Below are 16,535 nucleotides of genomic sequence, written 5' to 3'. Positions count from 1 at the left end.
AGTCAGATATTATGGCCACTGGTATGAGTGGCAAGAAAGCAGCGGCGCTGGCGGGCCTTGCACCCATATCGAGGCAATCGGGAAAGTGGCAAGCAAGAAACGCATCCAGGGCGGTCGCGCCAGCGTCAGGCGCGCAGTCTATCTGCCAGCGGTTGTTGCTACACGCTTCAATCCAGACATGAAGGCAAAATACGAACATCTGATATCGACTGGGAAATGCAAGAAGCTGGCGATCACAGCCGTTATGCGAAAGCTGATTGTCACCGCCAATACCCTTCTACGGGATCAGCGAAAATGGGGCGAATATCCAGCTTGACCAATACGGATACTCATCGATACTGCGTATCGACTGCCGAGCGAGGGACGACGCCATGTTGCGAGACATCAATGCAAAAAAATGGTGAAGCCTGCTGGGAAGCGGGAAACGGTGGTTCACCTGTGCGAAGCGCACGGTGTGAGCGACCCACTGCCCCGGCAGGCGATTGCGGAGCAATCTGCCGAGAGAGGGCTGGCGTGTGATGTGCTGCAGATTGATCGGTCAACGGTGCGATATCTGTCGCGCCGTGGTGATGATGTGGAGCTGCGAGATCCAATCAAACGCGTGTCGCGTGAACGCCGTCAGTTTGGTTACTCCCGCCGTAATAGCAATACGGGCCTCACCATCAGTTGCCACTTTTTCGATAGACCACCGCCCGGGACAATCATGTGGGCATGGCCCCTCTCATGGTTTGCAAGCAAACCACTGCCGGGTAATAGATGGTGCGTAAGTGCCGGCCCCCACGTGTGAAGGATGCTGGTCATGGCACTCTTTGCGCCGAGGTGTCTTGGATCAGCTGCAATGATCAGCAGCGTCTGAGCCAACGCTTGGAACAACAGGCCATAGGCCGTCGCCTTGTTCTGGTAGGCAATGTCGGCGACCTACTACGGCAGGGTGAAGACCACGTGAAAGTACTCGACCGGCAGCGTTACTTCAGTGCACTTCCAGTGTGGCCGATGCTGAGCTGAAGGATTTCTGGCCCGGCCATCACATTCATCGCACGTGCGCGAGGCAGGGAAGCCAAAACCCACCGTTTTCGCCCCAATTTGAGTCCGTTTGTATCGGCGCTAGCTCTTTGTCTAATGTGGCGATTGAATTCTTCACGTGCGTTGGTTGTCTGTCGTCTTTCTAAGTTTTGCGTTGCCCGCTCAGGCGGTTTTAGCGGGCTTTCGGGCGGATATAAAAAACATCTTCTCTCAAGACGTGAACACGCTCGACTGCGTGGAGCTGAAGGTCGCATGATTGATCCGTCAATTAATGACCAGTCATGTCGCCCCAGCACCCTAACTGAAAGTACGTCTCAAGAAATTCGCTGTTCATGGTGCGCACAGAGCATTGAAATAATTTTTGCGGACAGCCCGCTCATGTTACTGCCTTGTCCCCCCAGATCACAATATGAGCCAGCTCGACTAACGGATACCTCGGCGTTAAACAGGAATGAAGGAGCAAGACGATCACTCGCGTCGCACCAGAAACAATGTGTTGATAAGTAGATAGGATAAGCTGTAGCCGTATGCATTGGTCAACTCAGCTCGGATTCATTTTCGGATCATAGGCGTGAAGGGCCCATATGTTGCCGCCATGTCTGGTGGTCGCGAACCGCTAGACGAAATAGAGGAATTTGCTGAGGAAATCGCAGCTCTTGGTTATACGGTCATCCTTCATGACCGAAGAAACTGCGGGAAATCCTCGTTGGATTTTATCGACCCTAATGCTGAAGAGGACATTTGGGAGAGCGACCTTTGCGGGTTATTGGACCATCTCGGCGTTGGCAGCGCCTTTATTGTTGGTCGATCCAGAACGGCTCGGGTTGCGATTTCGTTTTCTTTACGTCACCCGGAGCGAATGCTCGCCCTAGGCCTTTGGGGCATTGGCGGTGGCGCGGCTACTGTCCGTTTTCTCGACCATTATTATTTCGGCCAATACAGCAAGGCCGTCCTTGCAGAAGGAATGGACGAGGTCTGCGAAACCGGACATTTCCAACAACTGATTTCGCAGAATCCTGAAAATAGGCAACTTTTGGCGGAACTAATTCCCGAGGAATTTCTGTCATCGATATGCCGGTGGCGGCATTTCATGGAGAAAGCCTTCGTGCCCGTGATGGGATTGCCCGACAACACAATGTGCCAGATTCAAATTCGGACTGGGATTGTGCCAAAGTATGACCGTTTGCACCCGATCATTTTGGCGCAACGTGCGCGCAGTCTTATCAAAAATAGCGAACTATTCAACTTTCGCCCGGATCTTCATGCTCGCGAAGACAACCATGATGAACAACCGGCAGTTGCCCGGATCCTAGGCGGGTTTTTCAGAGCTTAGTACGATGAACAGTTAATCTGACATTTCCCACGCGTTTTTGATGTTTGCATGTGCCCACAAGCGATGCACACTTGGTCTGCTTCGGTGAAATGAGACGAGGTCATTTACACTTGCGGCGAAAGTCCGTTTCCCACCAATGGTGCTTTGCGCTGCAGACGCGGCCAGTCGAGCGCGGGCGGTCATGGACCCATGTAGTCCGACCAACGCTTCGCCCTGCAAAGCGGTCATCTGATGATCGATCCGGTCAAACGAAAAATGGCGCCCCATTCTGGGACGCCATTTCTAAATTCAAAACCGCACCGGTTTAGTCGACGTGGATGCGGGCCATTTCGGACATGTGGTGCAAGGTCAATTCGGCCTCGTCCACATTGCCGCCAGACGTTTTGGCAGCTTCAACAGCAGCTGACGCGTCGGCCACCAATTTGTCCATATGCTCACGCTTGGCTTCACCGCGTGGAAAGGCTTTCTCAGCCAGAACCGATACGCCGGTCGCGGTGATTTCAGCAAAGCCGCCAGAAACAACGTATTCAGCGACGCCACCCGAATGGGTCACAGCCAGAATACCAGGGCGCAGTGTCGTAATGGTTGGCGAATGATGGGCCATAGCCGTCATGTCGCCATCCGCACCCGGGATCTGAACCTCTGTCGCGTCCATCTGCGCCAAACGGCGTTCAGGTGAAACGAGGTCGAAGGTAAATGCATCTGCCATTTTTTTGGCTCCTTAAATCCGAGGATTAAGCTGCGTCTGCAGCCATTTTCTCGGCTTTTGCGATCACGTCGCTGATACCGCCAACCATGTAGAACGCACCTTCTGGAAGGTGGTCATACTCGCCTGCGACAACTGCTTTGAACGCTGCGATCGTATCTTCCAGCGGCACCTGAATACCATCAGAACCGGTGAAGACCTTAGCAACGTCGAATGGCTGGGACAAGAAACGCTCAAGCTTACGGGCGCGTGTCACGGTCATTTTGTCGTCCTCGGACAGTTCATCCATGCCCAAAATCGCAATGATGTCCTGCAAGGATTTGTAACGTTGCAGGATCTGCTGAACGTCCGTCGCAACCTTGTAGTGCTCTTCACCAATGATCAGCGGGTCAAGCAAACGCGAGGTCGAACCAAGTGGGTCAACGGCAGGGTAGATACCCTTTTCCGAAATCGCACGGTCCAGAACAGTTGTCGCATCAAGGTGCGCAAAGGATGTCGCGGGCGCTGGGTCGGTCAAGTCATCGGCAGGCACGTAGACGGCCTGAACAGACGTGATCGAACCGCCTCTGGTGGATGCGATGCGTTCCTGCATTGCGCCCATGTCGGTGGCCAGTGTTGGCTGGTAACCAACGGCGGACGGGATGCGACCCAAAAGCGCTGAAACCTCGGAGCCAGCTTGTGTGAAGCGGAAGATGTTGTCCACGAAGAACAAAACGTCCGAGCCTGAGTCATCGCGGAACTGCTCAGCCAAGGAAAGACCGGTCAGGGCGATACGCATACGCGCACCCGGAGGCTCGTTCATCTGGCCGTAGACCAGTGCAATCTTGGATTCTTCGAGGTTATCAAGGTTGATAACACCGGATTCGATCATCTCGTGGTAGAGGTCATTCCCTTCACGGGTCCGCTCACCCACACCGGCAAACACGGACACACCAGAGTGGACCTTTGCGATGTTGTTGATCAATTCCATAATCAAAACGGTTTTGCCAACACCGGCCCCCCCGAACAGACCAATTTTACCACCCTTGGTGTATGGCGCCAAAAGGTCGATGACCTTGATGCCCGTCACAAGGATTTCAGTCGCGGTGGACTGGTCTTCGAATTTAGGCGCTTCGCCGTGGATCGAACGACGCTGGTCAGTTTTGACAGGGCCCTTTTCGTCCACAGGATCGCCGGTCACGTTCAGGATACGGCCCAATGTCGCGACGCCAACTGGCACTGTAATCTGGGAGTCCTGGTCGATCACTTCTTGACCGCGAACGAGGCCTTCGGTTGCGTCCATAGCGATGGCGCGAACTGTGTTCTCACCAAGGTGCTGTGCAACTTCAAGGACGAGATCCTTGCCGTTGTTGCTTGTCTTCAGCGCGTTCAGGATCGCTGGCAGTTCTTTGTCGAACTGCACGTCCACCACGGCGCCGATCACCTGGGTGATTTTGCCTTTTGCGTTTGCCATTGTCGTTACTCTCCGGTTCTCTTACAGCGCTTCCGCGCCGGAAATGATTTCAATCAGCTCGTTGGTGATGACGGCCTGACGGGACCGGTTGTATTGGATCGTCAGTTTATCAATCATCTCACCAGCGTTGCGGGTCGCGTTGTCCATGGCTGACATACGAGCGCCTTGCTCGGATGCGCCGTTTTCCAACAGGGCCGCGAAAATTTGTGTTGCAACTGCGCGCGGCAGCAAATCAGCGAGGATCGCTTCTTCGCTAGGCTCGTAGTCATACAGCGTACCGTCTGCCTCGGCGCCCTCGGGGGCTTGAAACGGAATGATCTGTTGTGCGGTCGGGTGCTGGACGACGACATTTTCGAATTGCGCGTAGAAGATCGTCGCAATGTCGAATTCTTCGGCGTCAAACCGTGTCAGCACATCGCGAGCGATGTTTTGGGCGTCCTCGTAGCCCACGCGCTTTACCTCAGTGAGGTCAACGTGGCCGACAAAGTATTTCCCGAAATCGCGTCGCAGCGCATCACGGCCCTTTTTGCCGACGGTGACGATCTTGATCGTCTTACCTTTGGCAAGCAGGTCCGCGGCTTGGGCTTTGGCTTTCTTGGCAATGTTGCCGTTGAAACCGCCACACAACCCACGTTCCGCCGTCATAACCACCAGCAGATGCGTTTTATCAGACCCCGTACCGGCCAGAAGACGCGGCGCGCCTTCGCCACCGGCGGACAATGCCAGACCAGCCATCACAGCATTGAAACGTTCGGTATAAGGACGCGACATTTCAGCTGCTTCTTGGGCGCGGCGCAATTTAGCGGCCGCGACCATTTGCATGGCTTTCGTGATCTTGCGGGTCGATTTGACCGACGCGATCCGATTTTTAAGGACTTTAAGGTTAGCCATTTGGCGTCTTCCTTCCCTTAAGCGAAATCAGCTGCGAACGGGTCGAGCGCAGCTTTGAGACGGTCGGCAGCATCGCCTTTGATCTTTGGATCGTCGTTGGTGATCCATGAAATCACGTCAGCGTGGTTGGCGTGCATATGCTTGAGCAACGCTTCTTCCCACTTGCCAACATCAGCCACTGCAACTTTGTCGAGGTAGCCGTTCGTGCCCGCAAAGATGATGCAGACGATTTCGGCATTGGTCAGTGGTGAATACTGCTTTTGCTTCATCAGCTCGGTCAGACGGGCACCACGGGCCAACAACGCCTGAGTGGCGGAGTCCAGATCGGAGCCGAACTGCGCGAACGCTGCCATTTCGCGGTATTGTGCGAGGGACAGTTTCACAGGACCAGCCACAGACGACATTGCCTTTGTTTGGGCAGAACCACCGACTCGTGACACCGACAAACCGGTGTTCACCGCAGGACGAACGCCTTGGTAGAACAATTCGGTTTCAAGGAAGATCTGACCGTCGGTGATCGAAATCACGTTTGTTGGAATAAACGCGGACACGTCTCCACCTTGGGTTTCGATGACAGGCAAAGCCGTCAAAGAACCGGAACCGTTGTCTTCGTTCAACTTTGAAGAGCGTTCCAGAAGTCTGGAGTGAAGGTAGAACACGTCGCCAGGATAGGCTTCGCGACCTGGTGGGCGACGCAGCAGAAGCGACATCTGGCGATACGCAACAGCCTGCTTGGACAAGTCATCATAGATGATCAGGGCGTGGCGGCCGTTGTCGCGGAAATGCTCTGCCATAGCCGTCGCAGCATAGGGTGCCAGGAACTGCAAAGGCGCTGGGTCAGATGCCGTCGCAGCCACAACAATGGAATATTCCATCGCGCCAGCGTCTTCGAGCTTTTTGACCAACTGTGCCACTGTGGAACGCTTTTGGCCGATGGCCACGTAGACACAGTACAGTTTTTTGCCTTCATCGTCGCCAGCGGCGGCGTTGTAGGATTTCTGGTTCAGGATCGTGTCGAGCGCGATCGCTGTTTTACCTGTCTGACGGTCGCCAATGATCAATTCGCGTTGGCCGCGGCCAATCGGGATCATCGCGTCGACAGATTTCAGGCCAGTCGCCATCGGTTCGTGAACCGATTTGCGCGGGATGATGCCCGGTGCTTTTGCATCTGCAACAGCGCGCTTGGTTGTTTTGATCGGGCCTTTGCCATCAATCGGGTTGCCAAGGCCGTCAACAACGCGCCCCAACAATTCGTCACCGACAGGAACGTCCACAATTGCGTTGGTCCGCTTGACGATGTCGCCTTCTTTAATGGCTTGGTCGGACCCGAAGATCACGCAACCGACATTGTCGTTTTCAAGGTTCAGCGCCATGCCCTGAATTCCGCCAGGGAATTCGACCATTTCGCCAGCCTGAATGTTATCGAGACCATAGACGCGCGCAATACCGTCGCCGACGGACAGCACACGGCCAACCTCTGCGACTTCGGCTTCTTGGCCAAAATTCTTAATCTGGTCCTTGAGGATCGCGGAAATTTCCGCAGCTTGGATCGCCATTACCGGGCCTCTTTCATAGTGTTCTGGAGTGCGTTGAGCTTAGATTTAATCGACGTATCGATCATCTTAGAGCCAACTTTAACGATAAGACCGCCGATGAGGGTTTCATCAACAGTCGCAATAATTTTGACATCAGCGTCAAAGGACGCGGAAAGCGTTTTTGCCAATTTGTCAGATTGCGCCTTTGTAAGCGCCTTGGCAGAGACCACATTGGCGGTTACTTCGCCTTTCTCTTCCGCGATTTTCGCGTGCAACGACGCGATCAACTGCGGGACGACAAACAAGCGACGCTTGGACGCCATAAGCGCCAGCGTGTTGGTCATCTTCGTCGAGAGTTTCATTTTTTTGGCCACGGCACCGATGGCACCACCTTGTTCTGCGCGGCTATACAGCGGCGAAGAAATCAGGGTGCGCAGGTCGTCGCTGCTATCCAAAGCAGCGCCCATGGCGTCAATATCAGTTTCAAGCGCTTTCAAGCCCTTGGCGTCTTTCGAAAGTTCGAAGACAGCAGTGGCATAGCGCGCAGCAATACCGGAGGAAATCGAAGCTGGTTCAGACACGTCCACCCTTTCGAAGTCTAGGCGCTTGCTCCCCCCACATAAGGGATCACAAATCACAAAAAATCTTGCCTCACGGTAGCGCAAGGCAGCAAAATCATGGTGGGGATAGCAGAGCGTTTCTGCTGGGGCAACCAAATAGGAGCGTAATATATCAACGTTGAAACCCGTTTTTGAATTGACCAAGCAGGTGGTTTCACGCCTAGGACGTGACAGTTCGCGCAGCCTATTACTACAAACCCTATTTTTGCGGGGCCATATCCGCGTTCTGGCGATACATTTGCAGACTAATAACAACTTTAATCCTATGACACCTGCGACAATTGATGCCGTTCAAACGATCGATCGCTCGCGGAGCAATGTTTTATCGTACCGGTGTCATGTGCGATGGGGCTGACATCTTGCGTGGCATCAGGTTGGACCCAGTATTCTTGCGGGTGACGATTCGATCAACGCCGAGAAAATTTTGCTGCGCTAGGCCGGCTTAACCACTGGGCCACCCATCCCCTCAAGCACGCGCAGGGGCCGCTTGACGGCCTCAGCCAGACCGGGGCGTTTTGGCTGGGGAACTTGCTTGGCGGCTTCGACCATCAAAACACCACCCGCTGCAAAGACGGGGATATGACGCCCCGCGGCTTCTATCGTATTGGCAAACTGTCGCCAAATCGCGCGCGTTGACGGCGGCTGAAACAGCGTCGAGAGCGTTTTGACAGGAATAAGCCCGATATCGCGCAGCTGCTTTTCCAACTGGCTGAGCGAATAAGGCCGCCCAAAGCCAAACGGCGTTGCATCCGAGCGCGACCACAAACCCGTGCGATTGGGCACGATAAACACCGCACGCCCCCCCGGCCCCAGCACCCGCCAACATTCATCGAGCAGTGCCATAGGCGTATCGGAGGTTTCCAGCCCATGCAAAAGCACCAGCTTATCAACGCTGCCTGACGCCAAAGGCCAGAGCGTGTCTTCACATAACACACTGACATTCGGTTTGTTGTCTGGCCACGGCATCACTCCTTGTGGTCCGGGCATCAACGCGATCACCCGCCGCGCGTCTGCCAAATAAGGCCGCAACAGAGGCACCGCGAATCCAAACCCCGCGACCGTTTGCCCCTTTGCTTCGGGCCACATGCGCACCAATTGATCTCGCACAACCTTTTGTGCCGCGCGCCCCACAGGACTGCGGTAGTAGAATTCCCGAAGATCGTGCACATCTAGATGCATTATGTCCCCATACCGTCCATACTGACCCAAACCGTCAAATCACCAAACCGCCAAAACGAGCTGGCACCGCGTCACCATCACATTACCAATAGGATTGGACAACACCATGCCCCTCGATCTTGTGACCATCCCCTGTCTCGCGGACAATTACGCGTTCTTACTGCACAATGCGCGCACGAACGAGACGCTGTTGGTCGATGCTCCCGACGCGCCGCCAATTCAAGCGGCGTTAGACGCGCGTGGCTGGACGCTGACGGACGTCTTGCTGACCCACCACCACGGCGATCACATTGTCGGACTGGGCCCGTTGCGCGGATCGGCCCGGGTGATTGGCGCAGCGGCAGACGCACACCGTTTGCCACCACTGGATTTGGCTGTGGGCGACGGCGACACAGTCACGATCTGCGGCGAAGCTGCGCAGGTTTTTGACGTTTCGGGCCACACGATGGGACATATCGCACTGCATTTTGCCAAGTCCGGCGTGCTGTTCACGGCCGACAGCCTTATGGCCCTTGGATGTGGCCGCCTTTTTGAAGGAACGCCTGTCCAAATGTGGCAAAGCATGCTAAAATTACGGTCCCTGCCCGATGAGACCCGCGTTTGCAGCGGCCATGAATACACGCAAACCAACGCCCGTTTCGCTTTGACTATTGAACCGGACAATTCTGACCTTATCTCTCGTATAGAGGAAGTCAGCCGAGCCCGCGCGGCGAACCATCCCACTGTGCCGTCAAACCTCGGCATCGAGAAACGAACGAACCCTTTTCTGCGGGCAGACGTTCCCGCGCTTCAGACCGCCTTTGGCATGACCAACAGCGACCCGACCGACGTCTTCACCCAGATCCGCAAAAAACGCGATAACTTCTGACCGCACAGAACTTACCACAATCGCCAATAAAACAGAGCCTTAGACGCCACAATCGCAGTTAAGTAACGACTTCGTGGCATTTTTTTCCTTGAAGCACGCCTAAATAAGGCAAAACTTAACCATAAGAGACCACGGTTTGGATGGGCCACGCCCCAAGCAGACCCCGATCAGAAGGAGCACATAACGTGCCATCATTTTCCACGACGCTTGAGCAGTCAATCCATTCCGCCTTGGCGCTGGCCAACGCGCGCAAACATGAACTCGCCACGCTTGAGCACCTTTTGCTCGCGTTGATCGATGAACCTGACGCGGCCCGCGTGATGAAGGCCTGTTCGGTCGATTTGGCTGAACTGCGCAAAACCCTTGAAGATTTCATCGAGGACGACCTGTCGACCCTTGTGACCGACGTTGAAGGGTCCGAAGCGGTGCCAACGGCGGCCTTCCAACGTGTTATTCAGCGCGCAGCAATCCATGTACAATCATCCGGTCGCACCGAAGTGACCGGCGCCAACGTGCTTGTGGCGATCTTTGCCGAACGTGAAAGCAACGCGGCTTACTTCCTGCAAGACCAAGACATGACGCGCTATGACGCGGTGAATTTCATCGCCCATGGTGTCGCGAAAGATCCGGCATTTGGCGAAAGCCGCCCTGTCACAGGCGCACCAACACTGGACGATGACGCTGATACGGCAGAAGAAACCAGTAAGGACGAAAGCGCACTGGCGAAATATTGCGTCGATCTGAACGTAAAAGCGCAAAAAGGCGATGTTGACCCGCTGATCGGTCGCGATCACGAGGTTGAGCGTTGCATTCAGGTGCTGTGCCGCCGCCGAAAGAACAACCCGCTTTTGGTGGGTGATCCCGGTGTCGGTAAAACTGCGATCGCCGAAGGTTTGGCGCGCAAGATCGTCGAATCCCAAGTGCCTGAAGTTCTGGCAAACACAACGATCTATTCCCTCGATATGGGCGCACTGCTGGCCGGTACGCGCTATCGCGGTGATTTTGAGGAACGCCTGAAGGCCGTGATGACCGAACTTGAGGATCACGACGACGCAGTCCTGTTCATCGACGAGATTCACACAATCATCGGCGCTGGTGCAACATCCGGCGGGGCAATGGACGCGTCCAACCTGCTGAAACCCGCGCTAGCGGGTGGCAAGCTGCGCTGCATGGGGTCCACAACCTACAAAGAATTCCGTCAGCATTTCGAAAAAGACCGCGCGTTGGCGCGTCGGTTCCAAAAGATCGACGTCAATGAGCCTTCGGTTGAGGATTCAATCAAGATCCTCAAAGGCATCAAGGTCTATTTCGAGGATCACCATCAGATCAAATACACAGCTGATGCGATCAAGTCTGCGGTGGAACTGTCAGCCCGCTATATCAACGACCGCAAGCTGCCCGACAAAGCCATCGACGTCATCGACGAGGCAGGTGCGGCCCAACATCTGGTCGCAGAAAGCAAACGTCGCAAGACCATCGGCATCAAAGAGATTGAGGCTGTCGTGGCGAAGATCGCCCGCATCCCACCCAAAAACGTGTCCAAGGGTGATGCCGAGGTTCTCAAGGATCTGGAATCTGCGCTGAAGCGGGTGGTGTTCGGCCAAGATGACGCAATTGTCGCACTTAGCTCAGCCATCAAGCTGGCGCGCGCTGGCCTGCGTGAGCCTGAAAAGCCCATCGGCAACTACCTGTTCGCGGGTCCAACGGGTGTGGGTAAAACCGAGGTCGCCAAACAATTGGCGGACACGCTGGGCGTTGAACTTCTGCGCTTTGACATGTCGGAATACATGGAGAAACATTCAATCTCCCGCCTCATCGGTGCCCCTCCCGGCTATGTCGGCTTTGATCAGGGTGGGATGTTGACGGACGGCGTCGATCAAAACCCCCACTGCGTCTTGTTGCTTGATGAGATGGAAAAGGCCCACCCGGATGTCTACAACATTCTGTTGCAGGTTATGGATAACGGCAAACTGACCGATCACAATGGCCGGACGACAGATTTCCGCAATGTTATCATCATCATGACAACGAATGCTGGTGCATCTGAAATGGCAAAGGAAGCCATCGGGTTTGGTCGCGAACGTCGCACTGGCGAAGACACGGCCGCAATCGAGCGCACGTTCACGCCGGAATTCCGCAACCGTTTGGACGCGGTCGTCAGCTTTGCCCCCCTTGGCAAAGAGGTCATTCTGCAGGTGGTCGAAAAGTTCGTCCTCCAGCTTGAGGCGCAACTGATGGATCGCAACGTGTCGATCGAATTAACCCGCCCTGCCGCAGAATGGCTTGCGGACAAAGGTTACGATGACAAAATGGGCGCGCGTCCACTAGGCCGCACGATCCAAGAGTATATCAAGAAACCGTTGGCCGAAGAATTGCTGTTCGGCGCATTGGCCAAAGGTGGTCACGTCAAGGTTGGCATGAAAAACGGCGCACTTGATTTGCAGATTGAGCCACCGGAAAAAGTGCGCATCTCCAAGGATAAACCACCGCTTCTCGCGGCGGACTGATGCGCACGATTGCACTGCTGATAACCTGCGCCACACCCGCCGTGGCGCAGGACTTACACCTCGGACTGCCCATCGACTGCACCTTGGGCGACACCTGCTATATTCAAAACTACGTCGACACTGACCCCTCCGAGGCTGTGCTGGATTTCCAATGTGGGTCTTTGACCTATGATGGCCACAAAGGCACCGATTTTGGCCTGCCGTCCCTGTCGGCGATGGAGGCGGGCGTTGATGTTCTCGCCTCAGCCGCAGGAACCGTGCGCGGTGTGCGCAATAATATGCGCGATGTCCTTTATACCCCTGACCTCGCTGGCGAAATCAATGGACGCGACTGCGGAAATGGTGTCGTCGTCGCACATGAAAGCGGTTGGGAAACCCAGTATTGCCATATGAAAGAAGGCTCCGTCACGGTTGTAACGGGCGAGCAAGTCGGACGGGGCGATGTCCTTGGCCAAGTCAGGGGAATCGCATGAGATTTAGGTGTTAATTATTTCGGCGAGGAAATCATCATCCCATGATGCAATGTGGCGCTTTGATCGCAGGCTATGCTTCCCCTTTACGGAGCGCAGCATGTTGCTTGCAGCGTGTTTTATGGTCGTAAAATTGGCTGGAGCATTGCCTTTTCGGATACGGCATTCATCGTCGCGAAACACCATGTCCATGACCCAATGCAGCCCGTTTTCTATTCCCCAGTGGTCACGGATGGCTTTGGCGTGATGTTCAGCATCTGATGTCATTGATGAAATGTAATAGCGGGTTTCGGCGCGCGTTTTATCCTGCAGGATGGCGTGGTACTGGACCATAACGATGCTTTTCAAACCGGGCCAATTGTGGTCCGCTTTAAGCCAGTCAATATCCGTGCACACTGTGACCCTCCTTGTTTCGATACGGCCATGAGACTTCTCTACCGTTTCGTGGTAAGTGACTGTTGTGTCGTCATAATCTACGGCCGCCTGTTCCGTCATGAATAATTCTGTGTCCTTGCGTAGGCTGCCCTGATTACCCTTCAAAGCGAGGATGTAGTCTGCTTCTTTGGAGATGATCTTCGCGGCGATTTCGCGTTGGCATCTCATAGCGTCGATGGTGACAATAGCCCCCTTCAGGGTGAGCAGTTCCAACAGTTCTGGTATGGCCGTTATCTCGTTGGACTTGCCGTCCACCTGCCGTTGCGCCAGCGTCAGATTCCATTCCGAACTCCAGGCCGAGATCATGTGAATTGCGGCCTTGCCGCCAGCTTTATCCAGGCTGCGGCGAGAGGTTTTCCCATCAATCGCGACCACTCCAGTCACCGTCTTGTTAAGGGAGGCCACCCAGTCGATAAAACAGGCCTGAAACGCCTCGGCATCCAAGGCCGCAAAGATGTTTCCAAGTTGGTCATGGGACGGTGTCCCGTCTGCAAAAGGTAGAAAACGCTTCAAAAAGCCCAGTTTCTTGGTCCCATATATCGAGATGGCCGTCCAGTCATTGGCACCTGACAAAACAGCGCATAGGGTTAAGAGGAGTATTTCCGGCAAAGGGTAAGTCACTTTAACCTCTTGACGTGAAACGCTTATATCTGAAAAATGCGTAAGAAATTCAATGGGATGGATCTCAGGTGAACTTGGGTTTGGCATGGCATATGACCTCGTTAAACCAGTGAAGATCACCCATCGAATCAGCCTCTACAACATTTGTCGACATCGTTATTGTTCATGCGATTGCCCTGTTAGCCAAGTCGGGATGTCTGGCCGAACCCAATTCCCCCATGTACATATTTCGGTGCGCCACAGCGGTGCAGTTGTTGATCCATTCGCGCCCGACGGCGATAGGGACTGTGGCGTTGACGTCGAAAACACCTTGTGGGATTTCCAATTGGACACGCCCGCTGGCGGATTGATCAGTGTCGGCTTTGCCATTGACGTGCCAGACTATGACAGCGTCAAAGCAGGCACCGCCGCCGCCAACGTCTTGTCTGCCGATGCACCGATCGTCCTTTGGGCCTTTGCGTTTGGCGCGCAGACCGGCGATGTGGTTAGCATCACGATCAACGGACCTGACGGCGACTTGTTCCAAACCGACGATGTCCTGACCCGTCAACAGGCGCTTTTCATGCGCGCTGGCGGCCTCAACCCACCAGAAAACGGCTGGGCAGCGGGTACGTATGACGGCATCGTCACACATGCACGCGATGGGGTTGAATTAGACCGACTAACGAAAACAATCAGCCTTCCCTAGTCTGCCTTTGTCTCAAAAATATCCCCGCCGGAGGCGCATCTTTCAAACCCGCGCCCACATTTGTCGCGATTGGCTCACATTACCGCACGCGCCAATAATCACGGGCGGCGCAGCCGCTCCGCGGGATCAGGCCTGACAGATCAGCGTTCAGTCAGTTTCAGTTCAATCCGACGGTTCTGCGCACGTGCTTCAGTGGTGTCTTCGAGGTTAATCGGCTGGTATTGCCCGAACCCGTTCGCGGCCAAGCGGTCGGGCGGTATCGCGAGGAAATTTACCATATAAAGAACAACCGACAGCGCCCGCGCTTGGCTCAGTTCCCAATTGTTGGCAAATTCGCCCGCGCCAGACAGCGGTACGTTGTCGGTATGCCCATCGACGCGGATCACCCAATCGATGCTTTCGGGAATGTCGCCAGCCACGTCGCGTAGAATCGCTGCGACCTTGGCAATTTCGCGTTGTCCGTCGGCTGACAGTCGCGCAGCGCCTTGCTCAAACAGCACCTCAGATGAGAACACGAAACGGTCGCCCTCAATGCGCACGCCGTCAACGTCTTCCAAGACATTGCGCAAAAGGCCCAAGAAATCAGAACGGTAGCGTTCCAGTTCCACTGCTTCTGCGGCCATACGCTCAAGCTCAGCGTCCTCGAGCACCCGCGCGCGGCGCTCTGCCAGCAAGGCACGTGCCATCGCGGTGTTAAGATTTTGCGTCAGCGTTTCAATCTGCACATTTGCTGTCACATCGGCTTCGTTTTCCAGATTGAGCAACGCCTGCAATCGCCCCATTTCACCCCGCAGCGCCGCCACTTGTTCGTTGAGCAATGCAACCTGGCGCTGGTTGTCCGCCGACAAAGCCTGTTCCTGCGTCAGCGCATTGTTAGCCAGTGCCAAAAGAGCCGCCTGCCGATCCGAATCTGCCGCAGCAACACTGGTCTGCGTACGCGCCGTGGCCAAAGCCGCCACCGCTGCAGCCAAGTCCGCGCTGAACGTTTCACGCTGCGCTGCTACGGACGCCAAATCCTGTTCCATCCCCGCGCGCGCGATCAGCGCCGCCGCGAGCTTAGCCTGAAGCGCTTCAAGGGTCTCTCTCGTCTGGCCCTGCTCTGCAAGCGCGGCTGCCAAACGGTCTGCCAGCGCGTCGCCGTCCAGATCCAGCGCCTGCGCCGCTGCCTCGGCCTCCCGTTGGGCCAACAATGCGATTGCAAGGTTCCGATCCAGATCTTCCCGCGCCAATTGCGCCGCCGCTAAAAGCGTCAAAGTATCCTCTGCCGCTTGGCGCTGTTCTTCGAGGGCGAGAGTCATCGCCGTCAATTCCGTGTCCGCATTGGCCAGCCGTTCGCGCAGAGCTGTCGCTGCCGCAGCATCCACCAACATCGTCGCTTCGGTTTCGCTGATCTGCACCAGTGCCGCCGCACGCGCCGCTTCTAGTTCGGCAATCTGTGCTTCGGTTGCTGCACTGCTTGCTTCCAATTCAGCGATCCGCGCGTTTGCACCGGCGCCTGCGGCTTCCAATTCGCTAACCTGCGCGGCGGCTGCGGCCCCAGCCGTTTCCAACGCCGCGATTTGTGTGATTGCCGAGGCGTTGTTCGTTTCCAAACTCGCAATCATCGCCTCCAGTGCCTCGCGCCGTGCGGCGGCGAGGCGTGCGGCCTCAGCGCTGGCGTCGATCTCGGACCTAGCTTGCGCGATGGCAAGGTTCAGCGCCTCTTGGTTGCTGGCCATATCTGCCTCGCGCACTTCAAGTCCAAGGATCGTCCCCTCGGCCTCACGCCGCTGCGCCAGTAATCCCGCGACCTGTGCTTCAAATCCGGTGATGCGCGATTGCGCGTTCGACACATCTCCAATCAACGTGTCGCGTTCAATGGTCAGCCGCGCAATCATTGCATTTTGCTGTTCAATTGCGGCTTCGCTTTCGCCTAGGGCCGACTGCAAACTCGACAGTTCAGAGGACAGCGCCCCAACCTGCGCGCCCAGAGTTGCGGATCGATCTTGTTCCAGCCCCAGCGCATCTGCCAGCGCCGCAACCTCCGCAGAAATTTCCGTCAGCTGGTTTTCCTGCCCCGTGATCGTTTCTTGCAACACGAATTGCAGCACCATGAAAATGGTCAACACGAACATCAAAACCAGCAGCAGGCCCGTCATCGCATCCACGAAACCCGGCCAGATCGACGCTTGAAAACGCGCGCCGGTTCTGCGGCTTAGGGCCATGG

The 16,535-nt window shown here is 55.5% G+C and carries 13 protein-coding genes and 2 pseudogenes; 6 read left to right on the top strand and 9 right to left on the bottom strand.

Features of this window, described 5'->3' with window-relative positions; translation table 11 throughout:
* Positions 1-23: 23 nt before the first annotated feature.
* A pseudogene (locus OA238_RS02880) lies at positions 24-316 on the top strand (transposase); the annotation flags it as partial.
* A 353-nt stretch (positions 317-669) separates the two neighbouring features.
* On the opposite strand, the pseudogene OA238_RS33445 reads toward OA238_RS02880, so the two are convergent.
* Positions 670-963: pseudogene (locus OA238_RS33445) on the bottom strand (hypothetical protein); the annotation flags it as partial.
* 655 nt (positions 964-1,618) lie between these two features.
* Between OA238_RS33445 and OA238_RS02870 the strand changes: the two are divergent.
* Positions 1,619-2,356: an alpha/beta fold hydrolase gene (locus OA238_RS02870; protein WP_044036177.1), complete on the top strand. Its 738-nt coding sequence runs from the start codon at positions 1,619-1,621 to the stop codon at positions 2,354-2,356.
* 304 nt (positions 2,357-2,660) lie between these two features.
* Here OA238_RS02870 and OA238_RS02860 read toward each other — a convergent pair whose 3' ends face one another.
* The 6 genes from OA238_RS02860 to OA238_RS02835 all read right to left on the bottom strand — a co-directional run bounded on the left by OA238_RS02860 (position 2,661) and on the right by OA238_RS02835 (position 8,740).
* Positions 2,661-3,065: a F0F1 ATP synthase subunit epsilon gene (locus OA238_RS02860; protein WP_015494004.1), complete on the bottom strand. Its 405-nt coding sequence runs from the start codon at positions 3,063-3,065 to the stop codon at positions 2,661-2,663.
* Positions 3,066-3,090: 25 nt separating this feature from the next.
* Positions 3,091-4,515 (bottom strand): F0F1 ATP synthase subunit beta, encoded by a 1,425-nt coding sequence (gene atpD, locus OA238_RS02855; RefSeq protein ID WP_015494003.1) that lies wholly within the window; start codon positions 4,513-4,515, stop codon positions 3,091-3,093.
* 21 nt (positions 4,516-4,536) lie between these two features.
* Positions 4,537-5,406 carry a F0F1 ATP synthase subunit gamma gene (locus OA238_RS02850; protein ID WP_015494002.1) on the bottom strand — a complete coding sequence of 290 codons (870 nt, stop codon included), beginning with the start codon at positions 5,404-5,406 and terminating at the stop codon, positions 4,537-4,539.
* 17 nt (positions 5,407-5,423) lie between these two features.
* Positions 5,424-6,962 carry a F0F1 ATP synthase subunit alpha gene (atpA, locus tag OA238_RS02845; protein WP_015494001.1) on the bottom strand — a complete coding sequence of 513 codons (1,539 nt, stop codon included), beginning with the start codon at positions 6,960-6,962 and terminating at the stop codon, positions 5,424-5,426.
* Positions 6,962-7,528: a F0F1 ATP synthase subunit delta gene (locus tag OA238_RS02840; RefSeq protein ID WP_044037842.1), complete on the bottom strand. Its 567-nt coding sequence runs from the start codon at positions 7,526-7,528 to the stop codon at positions 6,962-6,964. Before OA238_RS02840 ends, atpA begins: the two co-directional genes overlap by 1 nt.
* A 465-nt stretch (positions 7,529-7,993) precedes the next feature.
* Positions 7,994-8,740, bottom strand: coding sequence for a class I SAM-dependent methyltransferase (locus OA238_RS02835; RefSeq protein WP_015493999.1), 747 nt, complete (start codon positions 8,738-8,740; stop codon positions 7,994-7,996).
* Between the two features lie 106 nt (positions 8,741-8,846).
* Between OA238_RS02835 and gloB the strand changes: the two genes are divergently transcribed.
* The 3 genes from gloB (at position 8,847) to OA238_RS02820 (ending at position 12,588) form a co-directional block, all read left to right on the top strand.
* On the top strand, positions 8,847-9,608 hold the full coding sequence (gene gloB, locus OA238_RS02830) for a hydroxyacylglutathione hydrolase (RefSeq protein ID WP_015493998.1): 762 nt from the start codon (positions 8,847-8,849) through the stop codon (positions 9,606-9,608).
* Positions 9,609-9,793: 185 nt separating this feature from the next.
* Positions 9,794-12,115, top strand: a complete 2,322-nt coding sequence (clpA, locus tag OA238_RS02825; RefSeq protein ID WP_015493997.1) for an ATP-dependent Clp protease ATP-binding subunit ClpA — start codon at positions 9,794-9,796, stop codon at positions 12,113-12,115.
* Positions 12,115-12,588 carry a M23 family metallopeptidase gene (locus OA238_RS02820; RefSeq protein WP_051076366.1) on the top strand — a complete coding sequence of 158 codons (474 nt, stop codon included), beginning with the start codon at positions 12,115-12,117 and terminating at the stop codon, positions 12,586-12,588. Before clpA ends, OA238_RS02820 begins: the two co-directional genes overlap by 1 nt.
* A gap of 3 nt (positions 12,589-12,591) precedes the next feature.
* Here the strand turns inward: OA238_RS02820 and OA238_RS02815 are convergent, their stop codons facing one another.
* Positions 12,592-13,761 carry an ISAs1-like element ISOan1 family transposase gene (locus OA238_RS02815; RefSeq protein WP_083906636.1) on the bottom strand — a complete coding sequence of 390 codons (1,170 nt, stop codon included), beginning with the start codon at positions 13,759-13,761 and terminating at the stop codon, positions 12,592-12,594.
* Between the two features lie 73 nt (positions 13,762-13,834).
* Between OA238_RS02815 and OA238_RS02810 the strand changes: the two genes are divergently transcribed.
* Positions 13,835-14,329: a hypothetical protein gene (locus tag OA238_RS02810; protein WP_187293135.1), complete on the top strand. Its 495-nt coding sequence runs from the start codon at positions 13,835-13,837 to the stop codon at positions 14,327-14,329.
* 140 nt (positions 14,330-14,469) lie between these two features.
* Here the strand turns inward: OA238_RS02810 and OA238_RS02805 are convergent, their stop codons facing one another.
* On the bottom strand, positions 14,470-16,533 hold the full coding sequence (locus OA238_RS02805) for a peptidoglycan -binding protein (protein WP_015493995.1): 2,064 nt from the start codon (positions 16,531-16,533) through the stop codon (positions 14,470-14,472).
* Positions 16,534-16,535: the final 2 nt, after the last annotated feature.

The sequence above is a fragment of the Octadecabacter arcticus 238 genome (genome assembly GCF_000155735.2).
Taxonomy (GTDB): Bacteria; Pseudomonadota; Alphaproteobacteria; order Rhodobacterales; family Rhodobacteraceae; genus Octadecabacter; species Octadecabacter arcticus.
The sequence above is the reverse complement of the archived record's forward strand: the minus strand, read 5'-3'. Positions and strand labels throughout refer to the sequence as shown.

Excerpts from the sequence above, each read along its gene's own strand:
- gloB (WP_015493998.1), top strand. The coding sequence starts at position 8,847 with ATGCCCCTCGATCTTGTGACCATCCCCTGTCTCGCGGACAATTACGCG.
- OA238_RS02810 (WP_187293135.1), top strand. The coding sequence starts at position 13,835 with ATGTCTGGCCGAACCCAATTCCCCCATGTACATATTTCGGTGCGCCAC.
- OA238_RS02820 (WP_051076366.1), top strand. The coding sequence starts at position 12,115 with ATGCGCACGATTGCACTGCTGATAACCTGCGCCACACCCGCCGTGGCG.
- atpA (WP_015494001.1), bottom strand. The coding sequence starts at position 6,962 with ATGGCGATCCAAGCTGCGGAAATTTCCGCGATCCTCAAGGACCAGATT.
- OA238_RS02805 (WP_015493995.1), bottom strand. The coding sequence starts at position 16,533 with ATGGCCCTAAGCCGCAGAACCGGCGCGCGTTTTCAAGCGTCGATCTGG.
- OA238_RS02835 (WP_015493999.1), bottom strand. The coding sequence starts at position 8,740 with ATGCATCTAGATGTGCACGATCTTCGGGAATTCTACTACCGCAGTCCT.
- atpD (WP_015494003.1), bottom strand. The coding sequence starts at position 4,515 with ATGGCAAACGCAAAAGGCAAAATCACCCAGGTGATCGGCGCCGTGGTG.
- OA238_RS02870 (WP_044036177.1), top strand. The coding sequence starts at position 1,619 with ATGTCTGGTGGTCGCGAACCGCTAGACGAAATAGAGGAATTTGCTGAG.
- OA238_RS02850 (WP_015494002.1), bottom strand. The coding sequence starts at position 5,406 with ATGGCTAACCTTAAAGTCCTTAAAAATCGGATCGCGTCGGTCAAATCG.
- OA238_RS02860 (WP_015494004.1), bottom strand. The coding sequence starts at position 3,065 with ATGGCAGATGCATTTACCTTCGACCTCGTTTCACCTGAACGCCGTTTG.